Annotated in this window: 15 protein-coding genes and 2 pseudogenes; 10 read left to right on the top strand and 7 right to left on the bottom strand. The window is 67.5% G+C overall.

Going from position 1 to position 17,096, the window contains the following annotated elements:
• Positions 1 to 162: 162 nt before the first annotated feature.
• Positions 163 to 1,758, top strand: a complete 1,596-nt coding sequence (locus tag ACY0PA_RS36725) for a long-chain-fatty-acid--CoA ligase (RefSeq protein ID WP_473081710.1) — start codon at positions 163 to 165, stop codon at positions 1,756 to 1,758.
• Between the two features lie 7 nt (positions 1,759 to 1,765).
• Here ACY0PA_RS36725 and ACY0PA_RS36720 read toward each other — a convergent pair whose 3' ends face one another.
• Positions 1,766 to 2,416, bottom strand: a complete 651-nt coding sequence (locus ACY0PA_RS36720; protein ID WP_473081709.1) for a DUF6226 family protein — start codon at positions 2,414 to 2,416, stop codon at positions 1,766 to 1,768.
• Between the two features lie 969 nt (positions 2,417 to 3,385).
• Here ACY0PA_RS36720 and ACY0PA_RS36715 point away from each other — a divergent pair.
• A complete protein-coding gene (locus ACY0PA_RS36715) occupies positions 3,386 to 4,684 on the top strand; it encodes an ArsB/NhaD family transporter (RefSeq protein ID WP_473081708.1) in 1,299 nt (432 codons plus the stop codon).
• A 220-nt stretch (positions 4,685 to 4,904) separates the two neighbouring features.
• The gene (locus tag ACY0PA_RS36710) at positions 4,905 to 5,381 is read left to right on the top strand and encodes a CBS domain-containing protein (RefSeq protein WP_473081707.1); all 477 of its coding nucleotides are present in this window, start codon (positions 4,905 to 4,907) and stop codon (positions 5,379 to 5,381) included.
• A 12-nt stretch (positions 5,382 to 5,393) separates the two neighbouring features.
• On the opposite strand, the pseudogene ACY0PA_RS36705 reads toward ACY0PA_RS36710, so the two are convergent.
• The 3 genes and pseudogenes from ACY0PA_RS36705 to ACY0PA_RS36695 all read right to left on the bottom strand — a co-directional run bounded on the left by ACY0PA_RS36705 (position 5,394) and on the right by ACY0PA_RS36695 (position 7,505).
• Positions 5,394 to 6,463, bottom strand: a pseudogene (locus tag ACY0PA_RS36705) (PucR family transcriptional regulator).
• Between the two features lie 512 nt (positions 6,464 to 6,975).
• Positions 6,976 to 7,104 (bottom strand): annotated as a pseudogene (locus ACY0PA_RS36700) (alpha/beta hydrolase); the annotation flags it as partial.
• A 20-nt stretch (positions 7,105 to 7,124) separates the two neighbouring features.
• On the bottom strand, positions 7,125 to 7,505 hold the full coding sequence (locus tag ACY0PA_RS36695; RefSeq protein ID WP_473081706.1) for a hypothetical protein: 381 nt from the start codon (positions 7,503 to 7,505) through the stop codon (positions 7,125 to 7,127).
• 511 nt (positions 7,506 to 8,016) lie between these two features.
• On the opposite strand from ACY0PA_RS36695, the gene ACY0PA_RS36690 reads away from it, so the two are divergent.
• The 3 genes from ACY0PA_RS36690 (at position 8,017) to ACY0PA_RS36680 (ending at position 10,032) form a co-directional block, all read left to right on the top strand.
• Positions 8,017 to 8,883 carry a helix-turn-helix domain-containing protein gene (locus ACY0PA_RS36690; protein ID WP_473081705.1) on the top strand — a complete coding sequence of 289 codons (867 nt, stop codon included), beginning with the start codon at positions 8,017 to 8,019 and terminating at the stop codon, positions 8,881 to 8,883.
• A complete protein-coding gene (locus ACY0PA_RS36685; RefSeq protein WP_383095727.1) occupies positions 8,880 to 9,131 on the top strand; it encodes a DUF397 domain-containing protein in 252 nt (83 codons plus the stop codon). Before ACY0PA_RS36690 ends, ACY0PA_RS36685 begins: the two co-directional genes overlap by 4 nt.
• An 85-nt stretch (positions 9,132 to 9,216) precedes the next feature.
• A complete protein-coding gene (locus tag ACY0PA_RS36680; RefSeq protein ID WP_473081704.1) occupies positions 9,217 to 10,032 on the top strand; it encodes an SAM-dependent methyltransferase in 816 nt (271 codons plus the stop codon).
• Between the two features lie 391 nt (positions 10,033 to 10,423).
• Here ACY0PA_RS36680 and ACY0PA_RS36675 read toward each other — a convergent pair whose 3' ends face one another.
• Positions 10,424 to 11,446 carry a DNA-directed RNA polymerase subunit alpha gene (locus ACY0PA_RS36675; protein WP_266556766.1) on the bottom strand — a complete coding sequence of 341 codons (1,023 nt, stop codon included), beginning with the start codon at positions 11,444 to 11,446 and terminating at the stop codon, positions 10,424 to 10,426.
• Between the two features lie 777 nt (positions 11,447 to 12,223).
• Between ACY0PA_RS36675 and ACY0PA_RS36670 the strand changes: the two genes are divergently transcribed.
• Entirely contained in the window at positions 12,224 to 13,198 is a 975-nt protein-coding gene (locus ACY0PA_RS36670) for a DUF1259 domain-containing protein (RefSeq protein ID WP_473081703.1), read from the top strand.
• 257 nt (positions 13,199 to 13,455) lie between these two features.
• On the opposite strand, the gene ACY0PA_RS36665 is transcribed toward ACY0PA_RS36670, so the two are convergent.
• Positions 13,456 to 13,797, bottom strand: coding sequence for a DUF6281 family protein (locus ACY0PA_RS36665; RefSeq protein ID WP_473086543.1), 342 nt, complete (start codon positions 13,795 to 13,797; stop codon positions 13,456 to 13,458).
• Between the two features lie 5 nt (positions 13,798 to 13,802).
• On the opposite strand from ACY0PA_RS36665, the gene ACY0PA_RS36660 reads away from it, so the two are divergent.
• A complete protein-coding gene (locus tag ACY0PA_RS36660; protein ID WP_473081702.1) occupies positions 13,803 to 13,976 on the top strand; it encodes a hypothetical protein in 174 nt (57 codons plus the stop codon).
• Between the two features lie 678 nt (positions 13,977 to 14,654).
• On the opposite strand, the gene ACY0PA_RS36655 is transcribed toward ACY0PA_RS36660, so the two are convergent.
• The gene (locus ACY0PA_RS36655) at positions 14,655 to 15,086 is read right to left on the bottom strand and encodes a peptidoglycan-binding domain-containing protein (RefSeq protein WP_473081701.1); all 432 of its coding nucleotides are present in this window, start codon (positions 15,084 to 15,086) and stop codon (positions 14,655 to 14,657) included.
• Positions 15,087 to 15,816: 730 nt separating this feature from the next.
• Here ACY0PA_RS36655 and ACY0PA_RS36650 point away from each other — a divergent pair.
• Together ACY0PA_RS36650 and ACY0PA_RS36645 are read left to right on the top strand one after the other, a co-directional pair.
• A complete protein-coding gene (locus tag ACY0PA_RS36650; protein WP_473081700.1) occupies positions 15,817 to 16,428 on the top strand; it encodes a DUF6230 family protein in 612 nt (203 codons plus the stop codon).
• A 138-nt stretch (positions 16,429 to 16,566) separates the two neighbouring features.
• Entirely contained in the window at positions 16,567 to 17,073 is a 507-nt protein-coding gene (locus ACY0PA_RS36645; RefSeq protein ID WP_473081699.1) for a DUF6114 domain-containing protein, read from the top strand.
• The last annotated feature ends 23 nt before the right edge of the window (positions 17,074 to 17,096 follow it).

The following is a 17,096-nucleotide window of genomic DNA, read 5'->3' as shown; positions in this document are numbered from 1 at the left end:
CACCCGCGTGCGGACCGCGCGACCAGCGGGTCCCAGACGCCACCCACGTGATTCTCTATTAACAAAGTGCGTCACGACGCTTCTCGAACCGCGGCATTGAACGGCACAATGCCGCAGCGACCACCGATCGATACGCCCCCTTACGCCCCTGAGGAGTCGCTCATGTCGGCCGACACGGCGCCCGCCTGGTCCTTCCGGCACCACTGGATGTCCCAGGCCGCCACCCACGCGATGACGCGACCCGACAAGCCCGCGCTGCGCCATCTCGGGGTGACCACGACCTGGGCACAGTTGTCGCGACGCTCGCTGCAACTGGCCGCCGCGCTCGCCGACCGAGGCATCACCGCGGGTGACCGCGTGGCCCTGCTCACGCTGAACCATCCATGGTTCGTGGAAAGCGTGTTCGCGGCGAACAGCCTGGGGGCCATGGCCGTGCCGCTCAACTTCCGGCTGGCGCCGCTGGAACTCGACCACATCCTGACCGACTGCACTCCGTCGGCGATCGTCGTCGACGCACGGCTCCTGCCGCTGCTCCGGTCCGTACCGAGCAGCGCGTCGATCGGCACCGTCGTGGTCATCGGCGAATCGAGCGAGGCCGAGGCCGAAGACGGCATCGCGTGCATCGCGTACGAGGACTTCCTGTCGGCGTACGAGCCGATGGAACTGCCCGACATCAGTGAGGAGTCGACCGCGCTGATCATGTACACCTCGGGCACCACCGGCCGGCCGAAGGGGGTGATGCTGTCCCACCGCAACATGCAGGTACAGGCGATCACGTGCATCCGCGCGATGGAGATCTTCGACGACTCCGATGTCGGCTTCCTGACGGCGCCCTTCTTCCACATCGCGGGTCTGGGTTCGATGGTGGCGAACTTCCTGGTCGGCAGCATGGTCGTGATCCATCCTCTGGGCGCCTTCGACCCACAGGCGGTACTCGACGCGTATGAACGCGACGGCGCCACCGTCGTGTTCAACGTTCCGCAGCAGTGGGACCTGCTCTGCGCCCAGCCCGACATCGACAAGCGTGACCTGAAGCTGCGGATCATCAGCTGGGGGGCCGCCCCCGCGAGCGACGCGACCCTGCGCGCCATGGGCGAGAAGTTCCCCGACGCGCTCAACGTGGCAGTGTTCGGCCAGACCGAGACCTCGCCCATCACCTGCGTGCTCCGTGGGGAGGACTCCCTGCGCAAGCTCGGCTCGGTCGGCCGGCCGATCCCGAGCATCCAGTACCGCGTCGTCGACGCGGACATGAACGACGTCGCCGTGGGCGAGGTCGGTGAGATCGTCTACCGCGGGCCCACGCTGACGAAGGGGTACTGGGAGAAGCCGCAGGAGACCGCGGAGGCCTTCGAAGGCGGATGGTTCCACTCCGGCGACCTGGTCAAGCAGGACGACGAAGGCTTCGTCTGGGTCGTCGACCGCAAGAAGGACATGATCATCAGCGGCGGCGAGAACATCTACTGCGCCGAACTGGAGAACACCGTCGCCACGCACCCTTGCGTACGGGAGGTCGCAGTGATCGGCAGGGCCGACGAGCGCTGGGGCCAGGTGCCGGTCGCCTACGTCACCGTCACCCCGGGAGCCGACCTGTCGCTGCGTGAGTTGACGGGGTTCCTCGAAGGAAAGCTCGCCTCTTTCAAGCGGCCCAAGGACCTCGTGCTGGTCACCGAACTTCCCCGTAACGCGGGCGGCAAGGTGGTCAAGTCCTTGCTCCGCACCCAGGACGCAGCACGCGTGCAAGGACAGGCCCAGGGGTGACTCGGGCTCACTCCCAGGCCGTCCCACGCACAACGCGGAACGGCGACCGCCCGGCCCGCGCCGCGGCAAGCGCCTCCTCGACCGGCGGACCGGATTCATCCCAGTTGCTCGCCGACCAGCTGTCCCCCGTACACACAATCTCCCGCCCCTGCCCCGCGTCGACGTGCACGAACGTGCCGGTGACCACGGCGACCACTACTTCGTCCACCGCCTCGAGCAGGTCGGCGGAACCGCTGTCACAGGCGTCGCAACCGCAGTCCGGAAGTTGGTCGAGACTCACCGCGGGCTCCCCCGCCCCCACCACGAGAACCGTCCCGGGAACCTTGTCGATGGCCGAGAACCCGAAGACGAGAGGTACGGCGTGTGCGCGCACCGGGTGCAGCCGGACAGCGTCGCTCACCCCCACGCCCGGAGCCCGCCGCCAGATCGCCGCCGGGTCCGTAACCGTCTCCACCTCGGCCAGCCCGAGCCGGGACAACGCCCGTGTCCAGGCCTTGGCCCGGGCAGCGAGAACGAGGTACTTCGCCGGGTCCGGACACCGCGAGTACTCCTCGTCCCGCGCTTCGCCATCCGGATGCGGATCGGGCCAGGGAGGGGTGTCCACTCCAGTAACGGCGAACTCCTCGTCGACAGCCCGGCAAAGCCCCACTGGATCCATACCGGCAACCCTACGGCGCGGAGCCGGGACGGCCACCGTTCCTGCCACACCCGTCTTGACGCGTCCCTGACGCCGGGCGCATTGCCGTAATCCGGCAGTCTTGATGACTCCTTGATGCCGGTGCCCGACGTACCCAGCGACCGCGACCGTGCGCCACCCCGGCCGAGCGCCACGGCCAGGGCGCACCTCCGTCACGCAGGTGCGCCACCGCTGCCGGCCCGGCAACCACAATCCCCCCCGCACTGCACGCCTGGAGGCTGTCAGCGCCGCGTTAAGAACCTGTAGGGTTTCTCCCGGTGTGCCGGGAAGTCTGGTCGGCGATAGGCAACAGGTCTCTTCGCTGATCGGGGGCACCGACCATGGCTTTGGTCGCGGTATTCGGAGTCGCACCACTCGTCGCGATCCTGCTGTCAGGTCTCACCGCCCGCACAGTCCTGTCGACATCGTTCCCGTTCCTGCTCGGCGGGCACTTGTCAGCGACGGCTTCCTCGGTCTCGTCCACATCACGCCGGACAGCGAGGTCATGTCCGTGACCGCCGATCTGGCTCTGCTCGCCGTACTGATCACCGACGGCATGCACGTCCCATACTCCAGGCTGCGCGCCAATCGGAAGAACCCGACCCGCACACCCGGCCTCGGCACGCCGCCGGCCTGTATCGGCACGGCACTGATCACGCGCGGGCCGCAAGGAAGTCCCGGCGAAACTACGGCAGTTACTGAACGTGGAGAGCGGCGTCAACGAAGGCCTCGCCCTCCCGGTGGCCCTCCCCGCAGTCCGGGATCCCGCAGGGCGAGCGGGCCTACGCGCTCATCGCGGTCCCTGGGCCCCGCCGTGCCGCTGGCCCGGGGAAGGCAGCCGTCCCCTACGCACAGCCCGCTGGTCGCCGTCGTCGAAAGCGACAGTGACCGCACAGTTGTGGTGGGCGCCGTCACGGCCGCCCATCTGATGGAACGACGCATCGGAGGACCGTGAACGACTGGCACAGCTGGGCAGCGATCGTCGTCTTCGTCGGCGCATACGCGCTGATCATCAGCGAGAAGATCCACCGGGTCGCCGCCGCGCTCGGCGGCGCGGCGCTCATGCTGGCGATCGGCGCGACCGACGACAAGTCGGCGTTCTACTCAACCGGATCCGGCATCGACTGGAACGTCATCTTCCTGCTCATGGGCATGATGATGATCGTCGGCGTGCTCAAGAAGACCGGCATGTTCGAGTACGTGGCCATCTGGGCCGTGAAGAAGGCCCGGGCGAAACCCTTCCGGGTCATGGTGATGCTGGTCGTCATCACCGCGCTGGCCTCGGCCCTGCTCGACAACGTCACCACGGTCCTGCTGATCGCCCCGGTCACCCTTCTGGTGTGCGAGCGGCTGGCGCTGCCCGCCGCCCCCTTCCTGATCGCCGAGGTCTTCGCGTCCAACATCGGCGGCACCGCGACCCTGGTCGGTGACCCGCCGAACATCATCATCGCCAGCCGCGCCGGCCTGACCTTCAACGACTTCCTGGTACATCTCGCCCCGCTCTCCGCCGTACTGACGGTGGTCCTTGTCCTGCTGTGCCGGGTGATGTTCCGCAAATCCTTCGTCTACGACGAGGAACGCGCCGCGGAAATCATGGACCTGGAGGAACGCGAAGCCATCAAGAACCCGCGCCTTCTCGTCCAGGGACTGATCGTCCTCGCGCTGGTCGTCGCCGGATTCGTCCTGCATCCCGTGCTGCACTACGAACCCAGCATCGTCGCCCTGCTCGGCGCCGGACTGCTCGTCGCCATCTCCACGGTGGAGACCGGAGAGGTGCTCGCCGAGGTCGAGTGGCCCACGCTCGCCTTTTTCGCGGGCCTGTTCATCATGATCGGCGGACTGATCGAGACCGGCGTCATCGGAGAGATCTCCAAGGCGCTGGCCGACGTCATCGGCGGCAACGAACTCGGCGGCTCCATGGTCCTGCTGGGCGCCTCCGCCGTCCTCTCCGGCATCGTCGACAACATCCCCTACGTCGCCACCATGGCCCCGATCACCGCCGACCTCGTCCACGACATGGGGGGCACCGGCGACCACATCATGTGGTGGGCCCTGGCCATCGGCGCGGACCTGGGTGGCAACGCCACCGCGATCGGCGCCAGCGCCAACGTCGTCGTCCTCGGCATCGCCGAACGCAACCGGCAGCCCATCTCCTTCTGGCAGTTCACCAAGTACGGCCTGATCGTCACCGCCGTCACTGTGGCCATCTCGGCGGTGTACGTGTGGCTGCGCTACTTCGCACTCGCGTGAATCCGAACCCGAACCCGAACCCCCGAACCTGAACCTGAATCCGGCTCTGAGCCGCCCAAGAACCACCCGGGGCCGCACCCGCCCGGCACTGAACCGCAGCGACCCGAACGCTGACCTGCACGCCCCGCGCACCCGTCCGCGTATGTTTCCCATCAAGGCTCTGGCCGCGACACCTTCGCGGTACGACCCTGGTAGACACCACGCAACAGAGGAGCAGGTTGTGCGCGCACGAGACCTCGCGGTCGCCTACGAATCGGTGAGCGTCGACAGCGACGCCACGGAAGCAGCCCGTCTCATGGCCGAGCATAAACTCCCCGGGCTCCTCGTCCTCGACGAGCACGGCGCGCCCCGGGCGATCCTGCCCGCCTCTCAATTGATCAAGGTGCTGGTTCCCCCGTACGTCATCGAGGACCCGTCCCTCGCCGCCGTCGTGGACGAGAAGCACGCAGACCGGCTCTGCCAGGCACTGCGCGGCCGCACCGTCGCCGACTGTCTCTCGCGCGACGTCACACCGCCGCCGGTCGCCGCTCCGGACGACACCGCGCTGGAAGTCGCCGCCCTCATGGCCCGGGTCCGAAGCCCCTTGGTCGCCGTGGCCGAGAAGGCGAAGGACGGCACGCACCTGCTCGGCGTGATCACCGCCTCCCACCTGCTGCACGAACTCCTCGGCGCCTCAGGCACCTTGCCCGCACCATGACGCCGAAGCACGTCACAGCGGCTGAGCTGGCCAGTCGAGGAGCCGGGCGCCGATGACCGCGGTCTGCAGCGTGTATCGGTGCACGGGGTCGGCGGGGTCGGCGGTCGGCCCCGGTGAGTTTGTGGATGCGTTCGAGGCGGTACGTCATGGCGCGCACGCTGAGCGACAAGCGGCGGGCCGCCTCGGCAGCGACACAGCCCGAGTCGAAGTAGACGGCAAGGGTCTCGATGAGCGGTCCGGCGCCCCCCACGCGCCTCGCGGAGCGGACCGAGTGTCGTCGTGACCAGGTCTGCCATGGCCTGCCGGTCGCGGGTGAGGACCGGATAGACGAGGAGGTCGGCCGAGCGCAGGACGGGGACGTCGAACTCCAGCCGCTCGGCCAGCTCCAGGACGCCCAGTGCCTCCTCGTACGACTGGACTACGCCGCGGGGACCCGGCTGAGCGCGGCCGATGGCGACACGACCGCCGTCCGTGGCCGCGTACGCCTGCTTCGCGAAGAACGCCAGCACCTCGTCCTGGTCGCCCGGCGCGATGCAGACCAACCGGCCGTCCTTGGTGGTCAGAAGGATGCTCCGGTCACCGAACCGGGAGATCAGCGCCCGCTCCACATCCCGCGGCACGGCATCACCCGCGTCGTACGCGACCTCGCCCTGCGCCACCGCCACGGCGTGCGCGTACGAGAGCCGCAGCCCGAAGCGTTCCGCTCGCTGGGCGAGCAACCCCAGATCACTGCGCCCGTACAGCAGGTCGTCGATGAACTCCCGCCGAGCCGCCTCCTCCTGGCGCACGGCCAGGCGCTGGGCGCGCTCGTAGCCTTCGGCGAAGGCGTCGACGGCCTGTTCCAGCGCGCCGAGCACGCTGTCCAACGTGACACCGCCACCCACGTGTGTACGGGCGAAGACCAGATGCGCGCCGACCAGGGCACGCGGCCCCAGGCCGGCCTCCGCTGCCCGCTCCCCCAGATCACGCCGCGAGGCGAGTTCGTCGCGATTCAGTCGGCGCCCGGTCGCACCGGCGTCGGCAAGCATGGCGCCGAAACCGTCCAGGTACTCCTCCGGTATGGCCTGCCCGCGCTCGGTCATACATTGTCCCCGTGTTCCTGCCGACATCCTGACGCCTTTCTAGCGCACAGCTGATGCCTTCTTGACCGTTGGGGTAGGCCGGCTGCCGGACTCCGGAAATCCCGACCGCACTGAGGTGAGGTTCCCCCGTCAAGGTCTATCTGGAAGAAACGATCGTCGAGGCGCAGCAGACGGAGGAGATCGCGGAGGACATCGGTGTCCCCAGTTCGCCTTCGAACTGGTCGCGTACCTGGAGATGGCCAACGCCGAGTCCGTGCTGCACGACGAGTTCACCAGCTACGACAAGGCGGCCACGGCCATCCTGAACCGGCTGCGCGGCGCGGCCACCGACCCTTCGCTGCTGCCCGGGACCATCGATCACCGACGGACAGTGGCTGGTACGGAGATTCGTGGCCGGCCCAATGCCCGTGAAATCGAATACGGGGCCACCCGGAAAGTGGGAGCGAGTGGGAGCCGGCGGTTAAGGCGAATCGCCGGGAGCCCGCTCACTCCCATCACTCCCAGAGCAACTCGTACCCGTAGACGTTCCACCGGGAGCCCAGTGCCGTACGCAGGTCGGCGAAGTCCGCGGCGTTCTCGGTGGTGTTGTAGGCGCTCAGGTCTACCCCGTCGCCCTTCAGGCGGTCCCGGCACTTCTTCACGAGGACATCGCCGAGCGGGATCACCGGGCCTCGTCGCTCCTCGAAGACAGGGGCGCCCAGGTGTACTGGACGCGCACGCCTTGGTCGTGGAGCCAGGCGGTCTCGCGGTGCCGGAGTTCGTGCGCGGACTCCGGGGCGATGGCGCTGGGCCAGCGGACGAGAACCGCGGTGACGTGGCCTGTCTGTGCCAGCTGTCTCACACGCCGCCACCCCCTGCGCCGGGCCGGGTCGGGCTCACCGTACGTGTCGGTGACGACCTCGGCGATCGCCAGTCCGCGCTCCTGGGCGAACGCGTGGCCTTCTGTCTGCGCACACTGCGTGGCTGACCCGGGCGCGCCCCGGGCTCGATCGGCGCATACGTACAGCACGACGGGAGGAGCGGTTTCGCTGTGGGGGATCATGGGCGCCTTCTGTAGGTGGATCGAGGAGAACGGGTTCCTCGCCGCGTGAAGGGGACGTAGCGGGGCCGTGCGGTGCCGACCGCGGTCTCTGCCGTTGGCCGGGGGAACTGGTCTGGTGCGCAGCCGGCCGGGCCTGGCCACGCTTCGACTAAGGCCGGGGTCAAGGCCGGGGCTGAGGGCGTGGGCAGAGTCACGGATGTCGCCTTCCAGTGCCTTCCGGGGGGGCAGGCGCGGTGTGGGGATGCGGGCTGCAGCTCGAGGGGTGAGAGGCGTGTGCCGAGGCTGGCGCCCTGCGGTGGGGTGCCCACGACGGCATCAGCATCACGTGTCCCGTTCGGGCCGGATGCTGCGTCAGAGCTGTGACTTGACCGCTCACATGCCAACTATGCGCGTGATCGCTATCACGCTGCAACCGGCTCTCTGATAATTTCAGGAGCGCGGATATCACCCTGGCGTCGCCATCAAGTCACTGTCAGAATGGTGATGTTGATGAACCATCAGGAGGTTGGGCGTGAGTGAGGCCCGTTCCAGCAGCAGCGCACCGACAGTCCTGCGCATGATCCTCGGCCGTCGGCTGCAGGACATGCGGCTCGGCGCCGGTGCCTCGCTGGAGGACGCGGCAAAGGCACTGCGCGTGAAGACCCTGACGATCCGCCGGCTGGAAAAGGCCGAGGTCGCGCTGAAGCCTCTCTACGTGGAGAAGCTCCTGGAGACCTTCGGCGCGGACCGCCAGGAGATCGACGAGTTCGTCGACCTGGCCGAGCAGGCCAACGAGCCCGGCTGGTGGCACTCCTACCGTGACGCCGTCCCCAGCTGGTTCACCGCCTACGTCAGCCTGGAGACCGACGCCAAGACCCTGCGCACCTATGAACCCCAGTACGTCACCGGCCTTCTGCAGACTCCCGACTACGCCCGTGCCGTGCTGCGCGGCGGGTTGCCGAACGGCAGCGAGGAGGAGCTCGCGCGCCGCGTGGAGCTGCGGCTGCGCCGACAGAGCCTGCTCGAAGGGGAGGATGCCCCCACTTTGTGGGTGGTCATGGAGGAAGCCGTTCTGCACCGGGCGGTGGGCAGCGCTGAGGTGATGCGGGAGCAGATCGAGCGGCTCCTGGACGTGTGCGAGCTCGCGCACATCAGCATCGACATCGTCCCGTTCGCCGCTGGTGCCCATGTCGGGGCGTGCGCCCCCTTCACCTATTTCCGGTTCGAGGAACCCGAACTGCCGGACATCGTCTACAGCGAACTCCTGTCCGCCTCCGTCTATCTGGACCAGCGTGAGGACGTCGTCGCGCATCTCGAGGCGCATTCCCGAATGGCGCTGCTGACGTCGTCGGAGGACAGCAGGGCGCTCTTGAACCGCATGCGCAAGGAGTACTCATGACGATCACCGACGAGGGCGTGTACAACGGGATGCCGGCCCGCGATCTCGGGGAGCACGGCTGGGAGCGCCCGTGGAGCGGGCCGAACGGCGGTCAGTGCGTCGAGGCGAAGCAGCTCGCCGACGGCCGCGTGGCCGTACGGCAGTCGACCGACCCGGCCGGGCCGGCACTGATCTACACGCCGGAGGAGATCGCCGCGTTCGTCCGCGGGGTCAAAGAGGGCCTGGCCGATCACTTGGCCGCCGGGTGAACCGGCGGCGGGCAGGAGGAGGGACGACGACACCGGTCCCGTCCTTGGCCTGCGGGCCGACAGACACACACCTGAAGGGGAGAACATGACCACCAGGCAGGCCGGCCGGGATCTCGACACGAGCAAGGCGCACTCGGCCCGGATGTATGACTACTTCCTCGGCGGCAAGGACCACTTCGAGATCGACAAGGAGGCGGCCCTGGTCGCCGCCCAGGCCCACCCCGGCATCTACGTGACCGCCCGCGAGAACCGGGCGTTCATGCACCGGGCCACCCGTGTGCTGGCACAGGAGCACGGCATCCGCCAGTGGCTGGACATCGGCACGGGCGTCCCGACCGAGCCCAACCTGCACCAGGTCGCCCAGTCCGTCGCGCTCGATGCCCGCGTCGTGTACGCCGACAACGACCCCCTCGTCCTCAAGTACGCCGAACGCCTCATGCGCAGCACGACGCAGGGACGCACGGCCTACATCGAGGCCGACGCCACCGACCCCGATGCGCTGATGAGCGCCGTGGAAGCCTCGGAGGTCCTGGACTTCGACCAGCCCATCGCCCTCTCCCTCAACGCGCTCATGCACTTCATCACCGACCCGCACGATCCGTACGCCATCGTCCGCCGGCTGCTCGAACCGCTCCCGGCGGGCAGCGCCCTCGCCATGAACCACTGCACGCCCGACTTCGACCCCGACACCTGGAACAAGGTCGCGGAAGTCTACACCAAGTCGGGGTCTCCGGTGCAGTTCCGTTCGCACAACGACGTCCGCCGTTTCTTCGACGGACTCGATCTGATCGAACCCGGCATCGTCTGCTGCCACCGCTGGCGGCCCGCCGTTCCCGCCGACGGGACGGAGCCCACGGACGCCCAGATCAGCCTGCTGGCGGGCGTAGGCATCAAACGCTGACCGTGGCCGGCCCGACAGTCCGGCCGGCTGGGCACCTGCGTCCGCAGCGCAGTTGGCAAGGGGGCACGGTCAAGCACGTGGGCCGTCTCCATCGATCGCAGCGGCCGGAGTGCGGGGGTCGTGCCGCTGCGGCATCCGGAGGGGGCTGAGGTTCCAGCCCCCTCCGGCTCGCTGCCGTGGACAGCCCCGCCGGTCCCCGTTGTCACAGAGTCAACGGACCCACGGCCGCGTCGAGCGGCGCGAGCCGGCGAGGTCCACAGTGAAATGCCCGGGTGGCCAAGGGATCGCGCAGCGCGCGATGTCACAACGTGCCGGGCCAGCGGCCACCGCCGCACCGCTCACCCGGCTCCTGAGCCCTCCCGGCTCCCTCGCGACCCGCCCAGCGCAGCGTTCAGTACTGCTCGGTCTCCACGAACCCGGCGTCCCCGTCGTCCTCCGCCCCATAGGCGTCGGCGGCAGCGGTCGGGTCGAATCCGGGCGGGCTGTCCTTGAGGCCCAGACCCATGCCGGCCAGCTTCGCCTTGACCTCGTCGATCGACTTCGCACCGAAGTTACGGATGTCCAGCAGGTCCGCCTCGGAGCGGGCGACGAGCTCACCCACGGAGTGGACTCCCTCGCGCTTTAGGCAGTTGTACGACCGGACGGTGAGGTCGAGCTCCTCGATCGGCAGTACCAGATCGGCGGCCAGGGCGGCGTCCGTGGGGGACGGGCCCATGTCGATGCCCTCGGCGTCGATATTCAGCTCGCGGGCGAGACCGAACAGCTCGACCAGGGTCTTACCGGCCGACGCCATGGCGTCACGCGGACGCATGGCCTGCTTCGTCTCGACGTCGACGATCAGCTTGTCGAAGTCGGTGCGCTGCTCGACACGGGTCGCCTCGACCTTGTACGTGACCTTCAGGACCGGCGAGTAGATCGAGTCGACCGGGATGCGCCCGATCTCCTGACCGACCTGCTTGTTCTGAACGGCGGAGACGTAGCCGCGACCGCGCTCGACGGTCAGCTCCATCTCCAGCTTGCCCTTGCCGTTGAGCGTGGCGAGGACGAGGTCGGGGTTGTGCACCTCGACACCGGCCGGGGGCGCGATGTCAGCGGCGGTGACCAGACCCGGGCCCTGCTTGCGCAGGTACATCACGACCGGCTCGTCCTGCTCCGAGGAGACGACCAGCTGCTTGATGTTCAGGATGAGGTCGGTGACGTCTTCCTTGACGCCCGGCACGGTGGTGAACTCGTGCAGGACACCGTCGATACGGATGGACGTGACCGCCGCACCCGGGATCGAGGAGAGAAGGGTCCGGCGCAGGGAGTTGCCGAGGGTGTAACCGAAGCCCGGCTCCAGCGGCTCGATGACGAACCGGGAGCGGAACTCGTCGACGACCTCTTCGGTCAGGGACGGACGCTGAGCAATCAGCACGAGGTATTGCCTCCAGTGGTTTGGCGCCCGCTATGTGACGCCGTGGTCACCACGAAGGGTACGGGCGATACGGGCGATACGGCCTCCGAAGAGACCGAACCGCCCGACTCCGCGCGTCTGCCGGCCAGTCGGCGGGCCCATCCTTCGCAGGAGTGGAGCCCTACGGTCAGCTGCTCCTGCTCCTGGGCGTCAGTCGTACGGAGGGGGCCGGGACTGGTACAGCCGGGTGTGATAGCGGCGTTCTGCCTCCAGTCCGGTGGGTCGTCGCCGGCACGGAGCACCTGCTCGACGGCGCAACGTTGTTCCGCTGCGCTCGTGACCAGCCGCTGGGGGTAGTTCGTGCGGAGTCGGTCGTGGTGGTCAGGCCGTGGGCTTCCCATTGTGCGGTCACGGGCCGGTTGGGGACGGTGCGCAGGACGAATGCGCTGACCCAGATCGGCGTCGCCGGGGGGCCCAGACCTCACACCGGCCAGAACTGCGCCAGGTCCCGTTCCACGCCCTTGGGCGTCTCCCCCTGCTGCGCCGGTTCATGAACCGCTGCTGCCAGGTCACGTAGATCCGCACATGCCAGTTCCGGCCGGGCGAAGTGCTGTTCGCCGGTCGACCGGTGCAGGCCCCGTCCAACTCCCGCACGTCACAGGGGTACTGACGATACGCAAGGCACCACTCAAGACACCGTTCGATGACAGTCGAAAAGACACATCTGGCCCATATAGGCGCAGTCAACGCCAATAAGGCACATTCCTTATGCTTTCATCTCGCCATGGAGGAGATCACATGATGACTGGAGACAAACAGGCGGCCACGTCTCGGCGACGCGTACTGGCCGCTGCCGCACTGGCACCGGTGCTGGCCGGAGCGGGGCCTGCCAGCGCTCGTGCGATGACCGACGGGGCGATGGTCAAGCCGGTGACCACCACCGAGTCGGACTGGGCGGCCGTGGCGAAAGTGCTGGGCCGCAGCGGCAACCTGCTGCGAGGGACGACGTACCACACCCCCTTCCCCCGCGACGATCTCCGCGTCGTCGTCGAGGGCAACGTCGTCATCACACCGGAGCTCGCACTGGGTGCGCACGTGGCCTTCGTCCGCTACGCCGACGGCAGCACGATGTGCATGGGCGATGTGGCGGTCACCGAGAGGGAACTGCAGCGGGTGATCGATGCCTGGCAGGCGAACGGAATCGCGCAGACCGCGCTCCACAAGCATCTGCCCGCCCATTGCCCCGACATTTGGTGGGTCCATGTCCACGGACACGGCCTTGACGAACTGGCCCTGGCGCGCGGCCTGCGCGCGGGATTCGACCGCACCGGCATCCCGCCGGCAAAACCGTCCGGCCCGCCGAGCCCCGTCGACCTGGACACTGCCGGAATCGACGCTGCGCTGGGCGCCAAGGGTTCCAGCGACGGCACGGTCTACAAGGCCGTCTTCGCCCGCCGCGAGACGATCAGCGACGGCCATCTGGTGCTGCCCTCCGGTCTGGGCGCGACCAGCGCGTTCATTTTCCAGCCGCTGGGAAACGGCAGGGCAGCGCTCAGCGGCGACTGCGTCATGCTCGCCGAGGAGGTCCAGAACGTACTGGGAGCCTTGCGGCGGGGAAGGATCAAGCTCGTCGAGCTGCACAACCACCACTTGACGGAGAGCCCCCGCCTGTTCTTCACCCATTTCTGGGCCGTGGGCGACGCCGTCCACCTCGCCAAAGCGCTGCGCCCCGCAGTGGATGCCACCAACGTGGTGCCCACCAGCGGAGTGTGACGAGCAGACGGCGGATTGCTGCCTCCACCGCATCCCCGCAGGCCGGCTCTCGCGTTCCACGACCTTCAGCCGCTTCTCCACCTTCAGCTGCTCGGCATATCCGTGACCCCGAGGGCCCCACCCCGCTGCAGGCGGAGCGTCCCAGGCCTGTGCCGAGCAGCTCGGCGAACTCACGGCGCACCCGCGCTGCCGTGGCCGGCACGAGCAGGCGGTGCGCCAGAAACATCGCGGCGTCATACCCCGCCGGCGCTACCGCTTTATGAGTGGTTGATCAGATTCTTCACCAGAGGGAAGCTCCTCGCCGGAAATGCACTGCCGTGAGCAGGGGCTTCTTCGGGTGTCTCCCCGACCACGAGGGCTACCTTTGGCGAGATGCCCTTCACGGCATAGGCATTCTCAGCCGCCAACGGCGTTCCGCCCTTCTGGCCACCGATGTCCTTACAGGGCGGCGGCGTTGCGGTACCGAGCTTCGAGCCGACTCGGAACTCCACATTCGCAACACTCGCGTAAGTCCGGTCATCATAGGTAAAGGCACGAGGGCAGACGCCTTCACTGTTTACCTGAGTCCCGTCAGAGCCACATGCTGCTGCGGACAGCATCACGAGTGCCATCAGCGCGGTACCTGCGCAACGTCGAGCGCGTCCCATCGCTCCTCGACAACGTGACCCGTCGGCTGCTCTCGATCTCAACGGTGCCGCTGCGCCGGGAGACTTCGAAGGACGCAGAGCTGCTGGTGCTGCGGCGGCACGAGGCGCGGTACTGCGCCGCCACGGCCTGACCTGGCGCGACTTCCTCACCCCCCAGGCCGACACCGTCATCCGCCAGCGACTGCCTGCATATCGACTCTGCCGGGCTCAAGCGCCTGTACGCGCTGGTGTTCCCCGAACACGTCAACTGCTGCGCACTCAATCCACGGCGGCGTCATCAACGAGTACAGATATCAGCCTGACCAGCAGCGCCGAGTATTCGAGCCCCACACGGTCCAGGCACTGGCGTCCAAGGCTTCGCTTCCTCCCCGACGGCCCGGACCTGACCGATGATTCGCTTGATCGGAACTGCACTTGAGGCCGCCGACACCGTCAACAGCCGTGCGCTGCCTGCCAGTTGGCACATCGGCCCGGCGACGACATCACGCGGCGTCCGCTCGAATCAGCTTGAAGGCCGTGCACTTCAAGCTCTTGCAAGCACCGAAGGGCGCTCATAGGCTCGTCGGCCAGCGCGCCCTGCCCCACGGGACAGCACGCCTCAAGGGATCGACTCGTTGACGACGTCAACCAGCACCGGGTGCCTGTCATCGCGCTGTAGGCCGACCGCTTTCCCGGCGTCAACGGCGGGCAGAGTGAGGTCGTCCCCGGGCTTGAGGCGCCCGGGGACGACCTCATGCGTCAGGCAGGCACGGGGCGCCTCACTGCCCCTGAGCTGCTCAAGTCATCTGATGTGACCCAGCCAATTCGGGTCAGAGCGTCGATGGGTTGCTGCAGCTATACAGGAGCGCACCATGGTAGTAGTGAGGCCACTGCATACGACTCCGGGTATCGGGACCGTAGACACCGTCGGCGCTGCCGGAGAGTCCGAGCTTGTTGCTCTGGAGCCACCTGACGGCCTCGACCGTGCCAGTGCCGTAGTGGCCGTCGGCGCCACCGGAGTTTTGGATCCTCTGGGCGGCCCAGGTGCCGCCGTAGCAAATGATGATGGCTTGCTGAAGAGCTTCGACCGCCGACCCGGAACCCACTTGGTAGCCCAAGTAGCAGGAGATCCCGTTGTCCGAGCGGGCTGGGATCTTGTATACGTTGTCCCCGCCGAGAGTGGGCACGTCGCGCCACGAGGTGGTGTTGCAGGGACCGTAGGCGGCGTGGGCCGGCGCAGTCATCAGCGGGCTGGCGGTCAAGCCGGCGGCGAAGAGGAGAGCCAAAGCCCGCCCGCAGGTCAGCAGGCCGTCAACCGCTCGCACGCGAAGACCCGCGCACTCGTCGAACAGGCCCTGGCCACCCTCAGGCCCGGCGGCTCCTGCGCAAGCTGCGCTGCTCCACCACCCGCATCACCCGCATCACCTGCCTCGTCCAGGCCATCCTCATACTGCATCTGATCTGCTCAAGTTGAGGTTGGAAAACGCTCACTGCCTGTGACTGCTTTCTGCGGGACCTTTCGTCCCAGTAACAGGCTGTCCAGGTCAAAGGGGGAGCTTCATCCTCACTCACAGCATATTTGGGGGGCACGTTTTATTAGTTCGCGTTCTCGGTTGAATCAATATTTGCTTTTTTGGAAGCACGTGCCGAAGCGTAGGCGTCAGCGAAATCTTCGTATTACTGGCGAGCCACCCTCGTCGATGAATCTCCGAGGTCCGCCAGGCGGTCGATGCCGGGGGCGAGGCGGTGCGATAGGTCATTGGGGCGGTTTCACACATGAACGGTGGTGCCGGGCTTGTGGAGTGCCCAGGGGTGTCAGATGCTCGCCCCATCGCAGTTCAATGGAGCATGTCGGTAATTCGGCAGGAAATTGAGGACGAGCACTGACGCCAAATACGAGTGGCGTCTTTTCGCGAACCGGCGGGCCGGAGACGAATGCGTCCACTGCCATTCGTTCCCTGCGCGAGGCTCTACCGAAGAAGGAGTGGGTAAATGCGAAGGACGCGATGGAAGCGTTTTGCCGCCATCCTGACCCCTAGCGTTGCCGGCGCCGCTGTTCTGGTCGTGAGCGTGGCCCAGGGGGCTCTCGCGGCGTCCTTCTTCATCTCCGGTGACACATTCAAGATCGCCGCGGACTCCCTGAGAGGCAGGGGCCTGAGCATCTACGGCATGGTCGATGTGACACGCGAGGGCCGGCTCGTGCCGGTCACGGTGACAGGAGTGAGAGACGCGAAGATCGACGGGCTGTGCTTGTCGGTCATGCTGCCGGTCCCCGGCCTGGGTTCCTACACTCTCCGGCTGACCGGCAACAGCGACCGCCCCGCCACCGCACAACACATGTTCCTCGACATCAGCCAGCTCAAGGCCAGCGACGCGAGGTTCAACAGTCTGGACATCGGCGTCGCTGCCGGATCGCTCACCTCGGGTGAAGTGTCCCCCGATGACCGGCACTCCAAGTTCTTCGATCCGAACGGCATCGCGATGCAAAGTACGTCCGCCACCCTGGACAACGTCCACGTCAGCGGCGTCGGGGCCTCCCTCGGCTCCCTCGACCTGCCCGGAGCGAAATTGTCGCTTACACAGGGCACCGACGAATGCTTCTGAACCGGCCACGACACACACGCACCGCAGAAATTCCCCCGTGCCGGTGACACGGGTACAGGCCCACGCGTCCGAACTGTCCGTTCCCATCGGCCTGTTCCGGCACGCCCGAAGAGGAGTGAGCCCTCCTTAATGAGAAACATGACCATCCCGGCTGAGTGGCAAGACGGTCTCTGCCGCACGAGGCGTGGGTTCCGGACCTGGCGCGACACACGTCCCTTCTGGGCCGGCCTGATGACGCTGTCGGCCGGGCTGCCGATCATGTACTTTCCCTACGCGCACCTGACATGGGGCAGTGTCACCCTGGCACTGTCCACCACTGCCGGTGCCGCGTCGCTGGTCATCGGAGTCCTTCTCGTCGTTCTCGGTCTCCTCCTGTGGCTCCAGCAGAACGCGCGTGTCTTCGCCGGAATCGCCACGATCCTGCTGTCCCTGGTCGCCCTGCCGCTCGCCAACTTCGGTGGCCTTCTGCTCGGCGCGCTGCCCGGGCTGGTCGGCGGATCCCTCGCCTGCGCCTGGACAGCGACGGACGACACCTCCCTGCCGGAGGACACCGCCGACACCGGTCACGCGCCCGCCACGGCGGAGAACGAGGGCCTGAGCACCTTTTCGGCAACACCCGCGGAGGGTGGACATCATGCCCAGTGACGACTCCAGCACCTCGCCCCCCG

This window comes from Streptomyces sp. DS1-CR2 (assembly GCF_055760475.1).
The sequence above is the reverse complement of the archived record's forward strand: the minus strand, read 5'-3'. Positions and strand labels throughout refer to the sequence as shown.

Bases quoted from the DNA above. Each gene is read 5' to 3' on its own strand.
- ACY0PA_RS36725 (WP_473081710.1), top strand. From the start codon at position 163: ATGTCGGCCGACACGGCGCCCGCCTGGTCCTTCCGGCACCACTGGATG.
- ACY0PA_RS36720 (WP_473081709.1), bottom strand. From the start codon at position 2,416: ATGGATCCAGTGGGGCTTTGCCGGGCTGTCGACGAGGAGTTCGCCGTT.
- ACY0PA_RS36695 (WP_473081706.1), bottom strand. From the start codon at position 7,505: ATGATCCCCCACAGCGAAACCGCTCCTCCCGTCGTGCTGTACGTATGC.
- ACY0PA_RS36685 (WP_383095727.1), top strand. From the start codon at position 8,880: ATGACGATCACCGACGAGGGCGTGTACAACGGGATGCCGGCCCGCGAT.
- ACY0PA_RS36680 (WP_473081704.1), top strand. From the start codon at position 9,217: ATGACCACCAGGCAGGCCGGCCGGGATCTCGACACGAGCAAGGCGCAC.
- ACY0PA_RS36670 (WP_473081703.1), top strand. From the start codon at position 12,224: ATGATGACTGGAGACAAACAGGCGGCCACGTCTCGGCGACGCGTACTG.
- ACY0PA_RS36665 (WP_473086543.1), bottom strand. From the start codon at position 13,797: ATGCTGTCCGCAGCAGCATGTGGCTCTGACGGGACTCAGGTAAACAGT.
- ACY0PA_RS36650 (WP_473081700.1), top strand. From the start codon at position 15,817: ATGCGAAGGACGCGATGGAAGCGTTTTGCCGCCATCCTGACCCCTAGC.
- ACY0PA_RS36645 (WP_473081699.1), top strand. From the start codon at position 16,567: ATGACCATCCCGGCTGAGTGGCAAGACGGTCTCTGCCGCACGAGGCGT.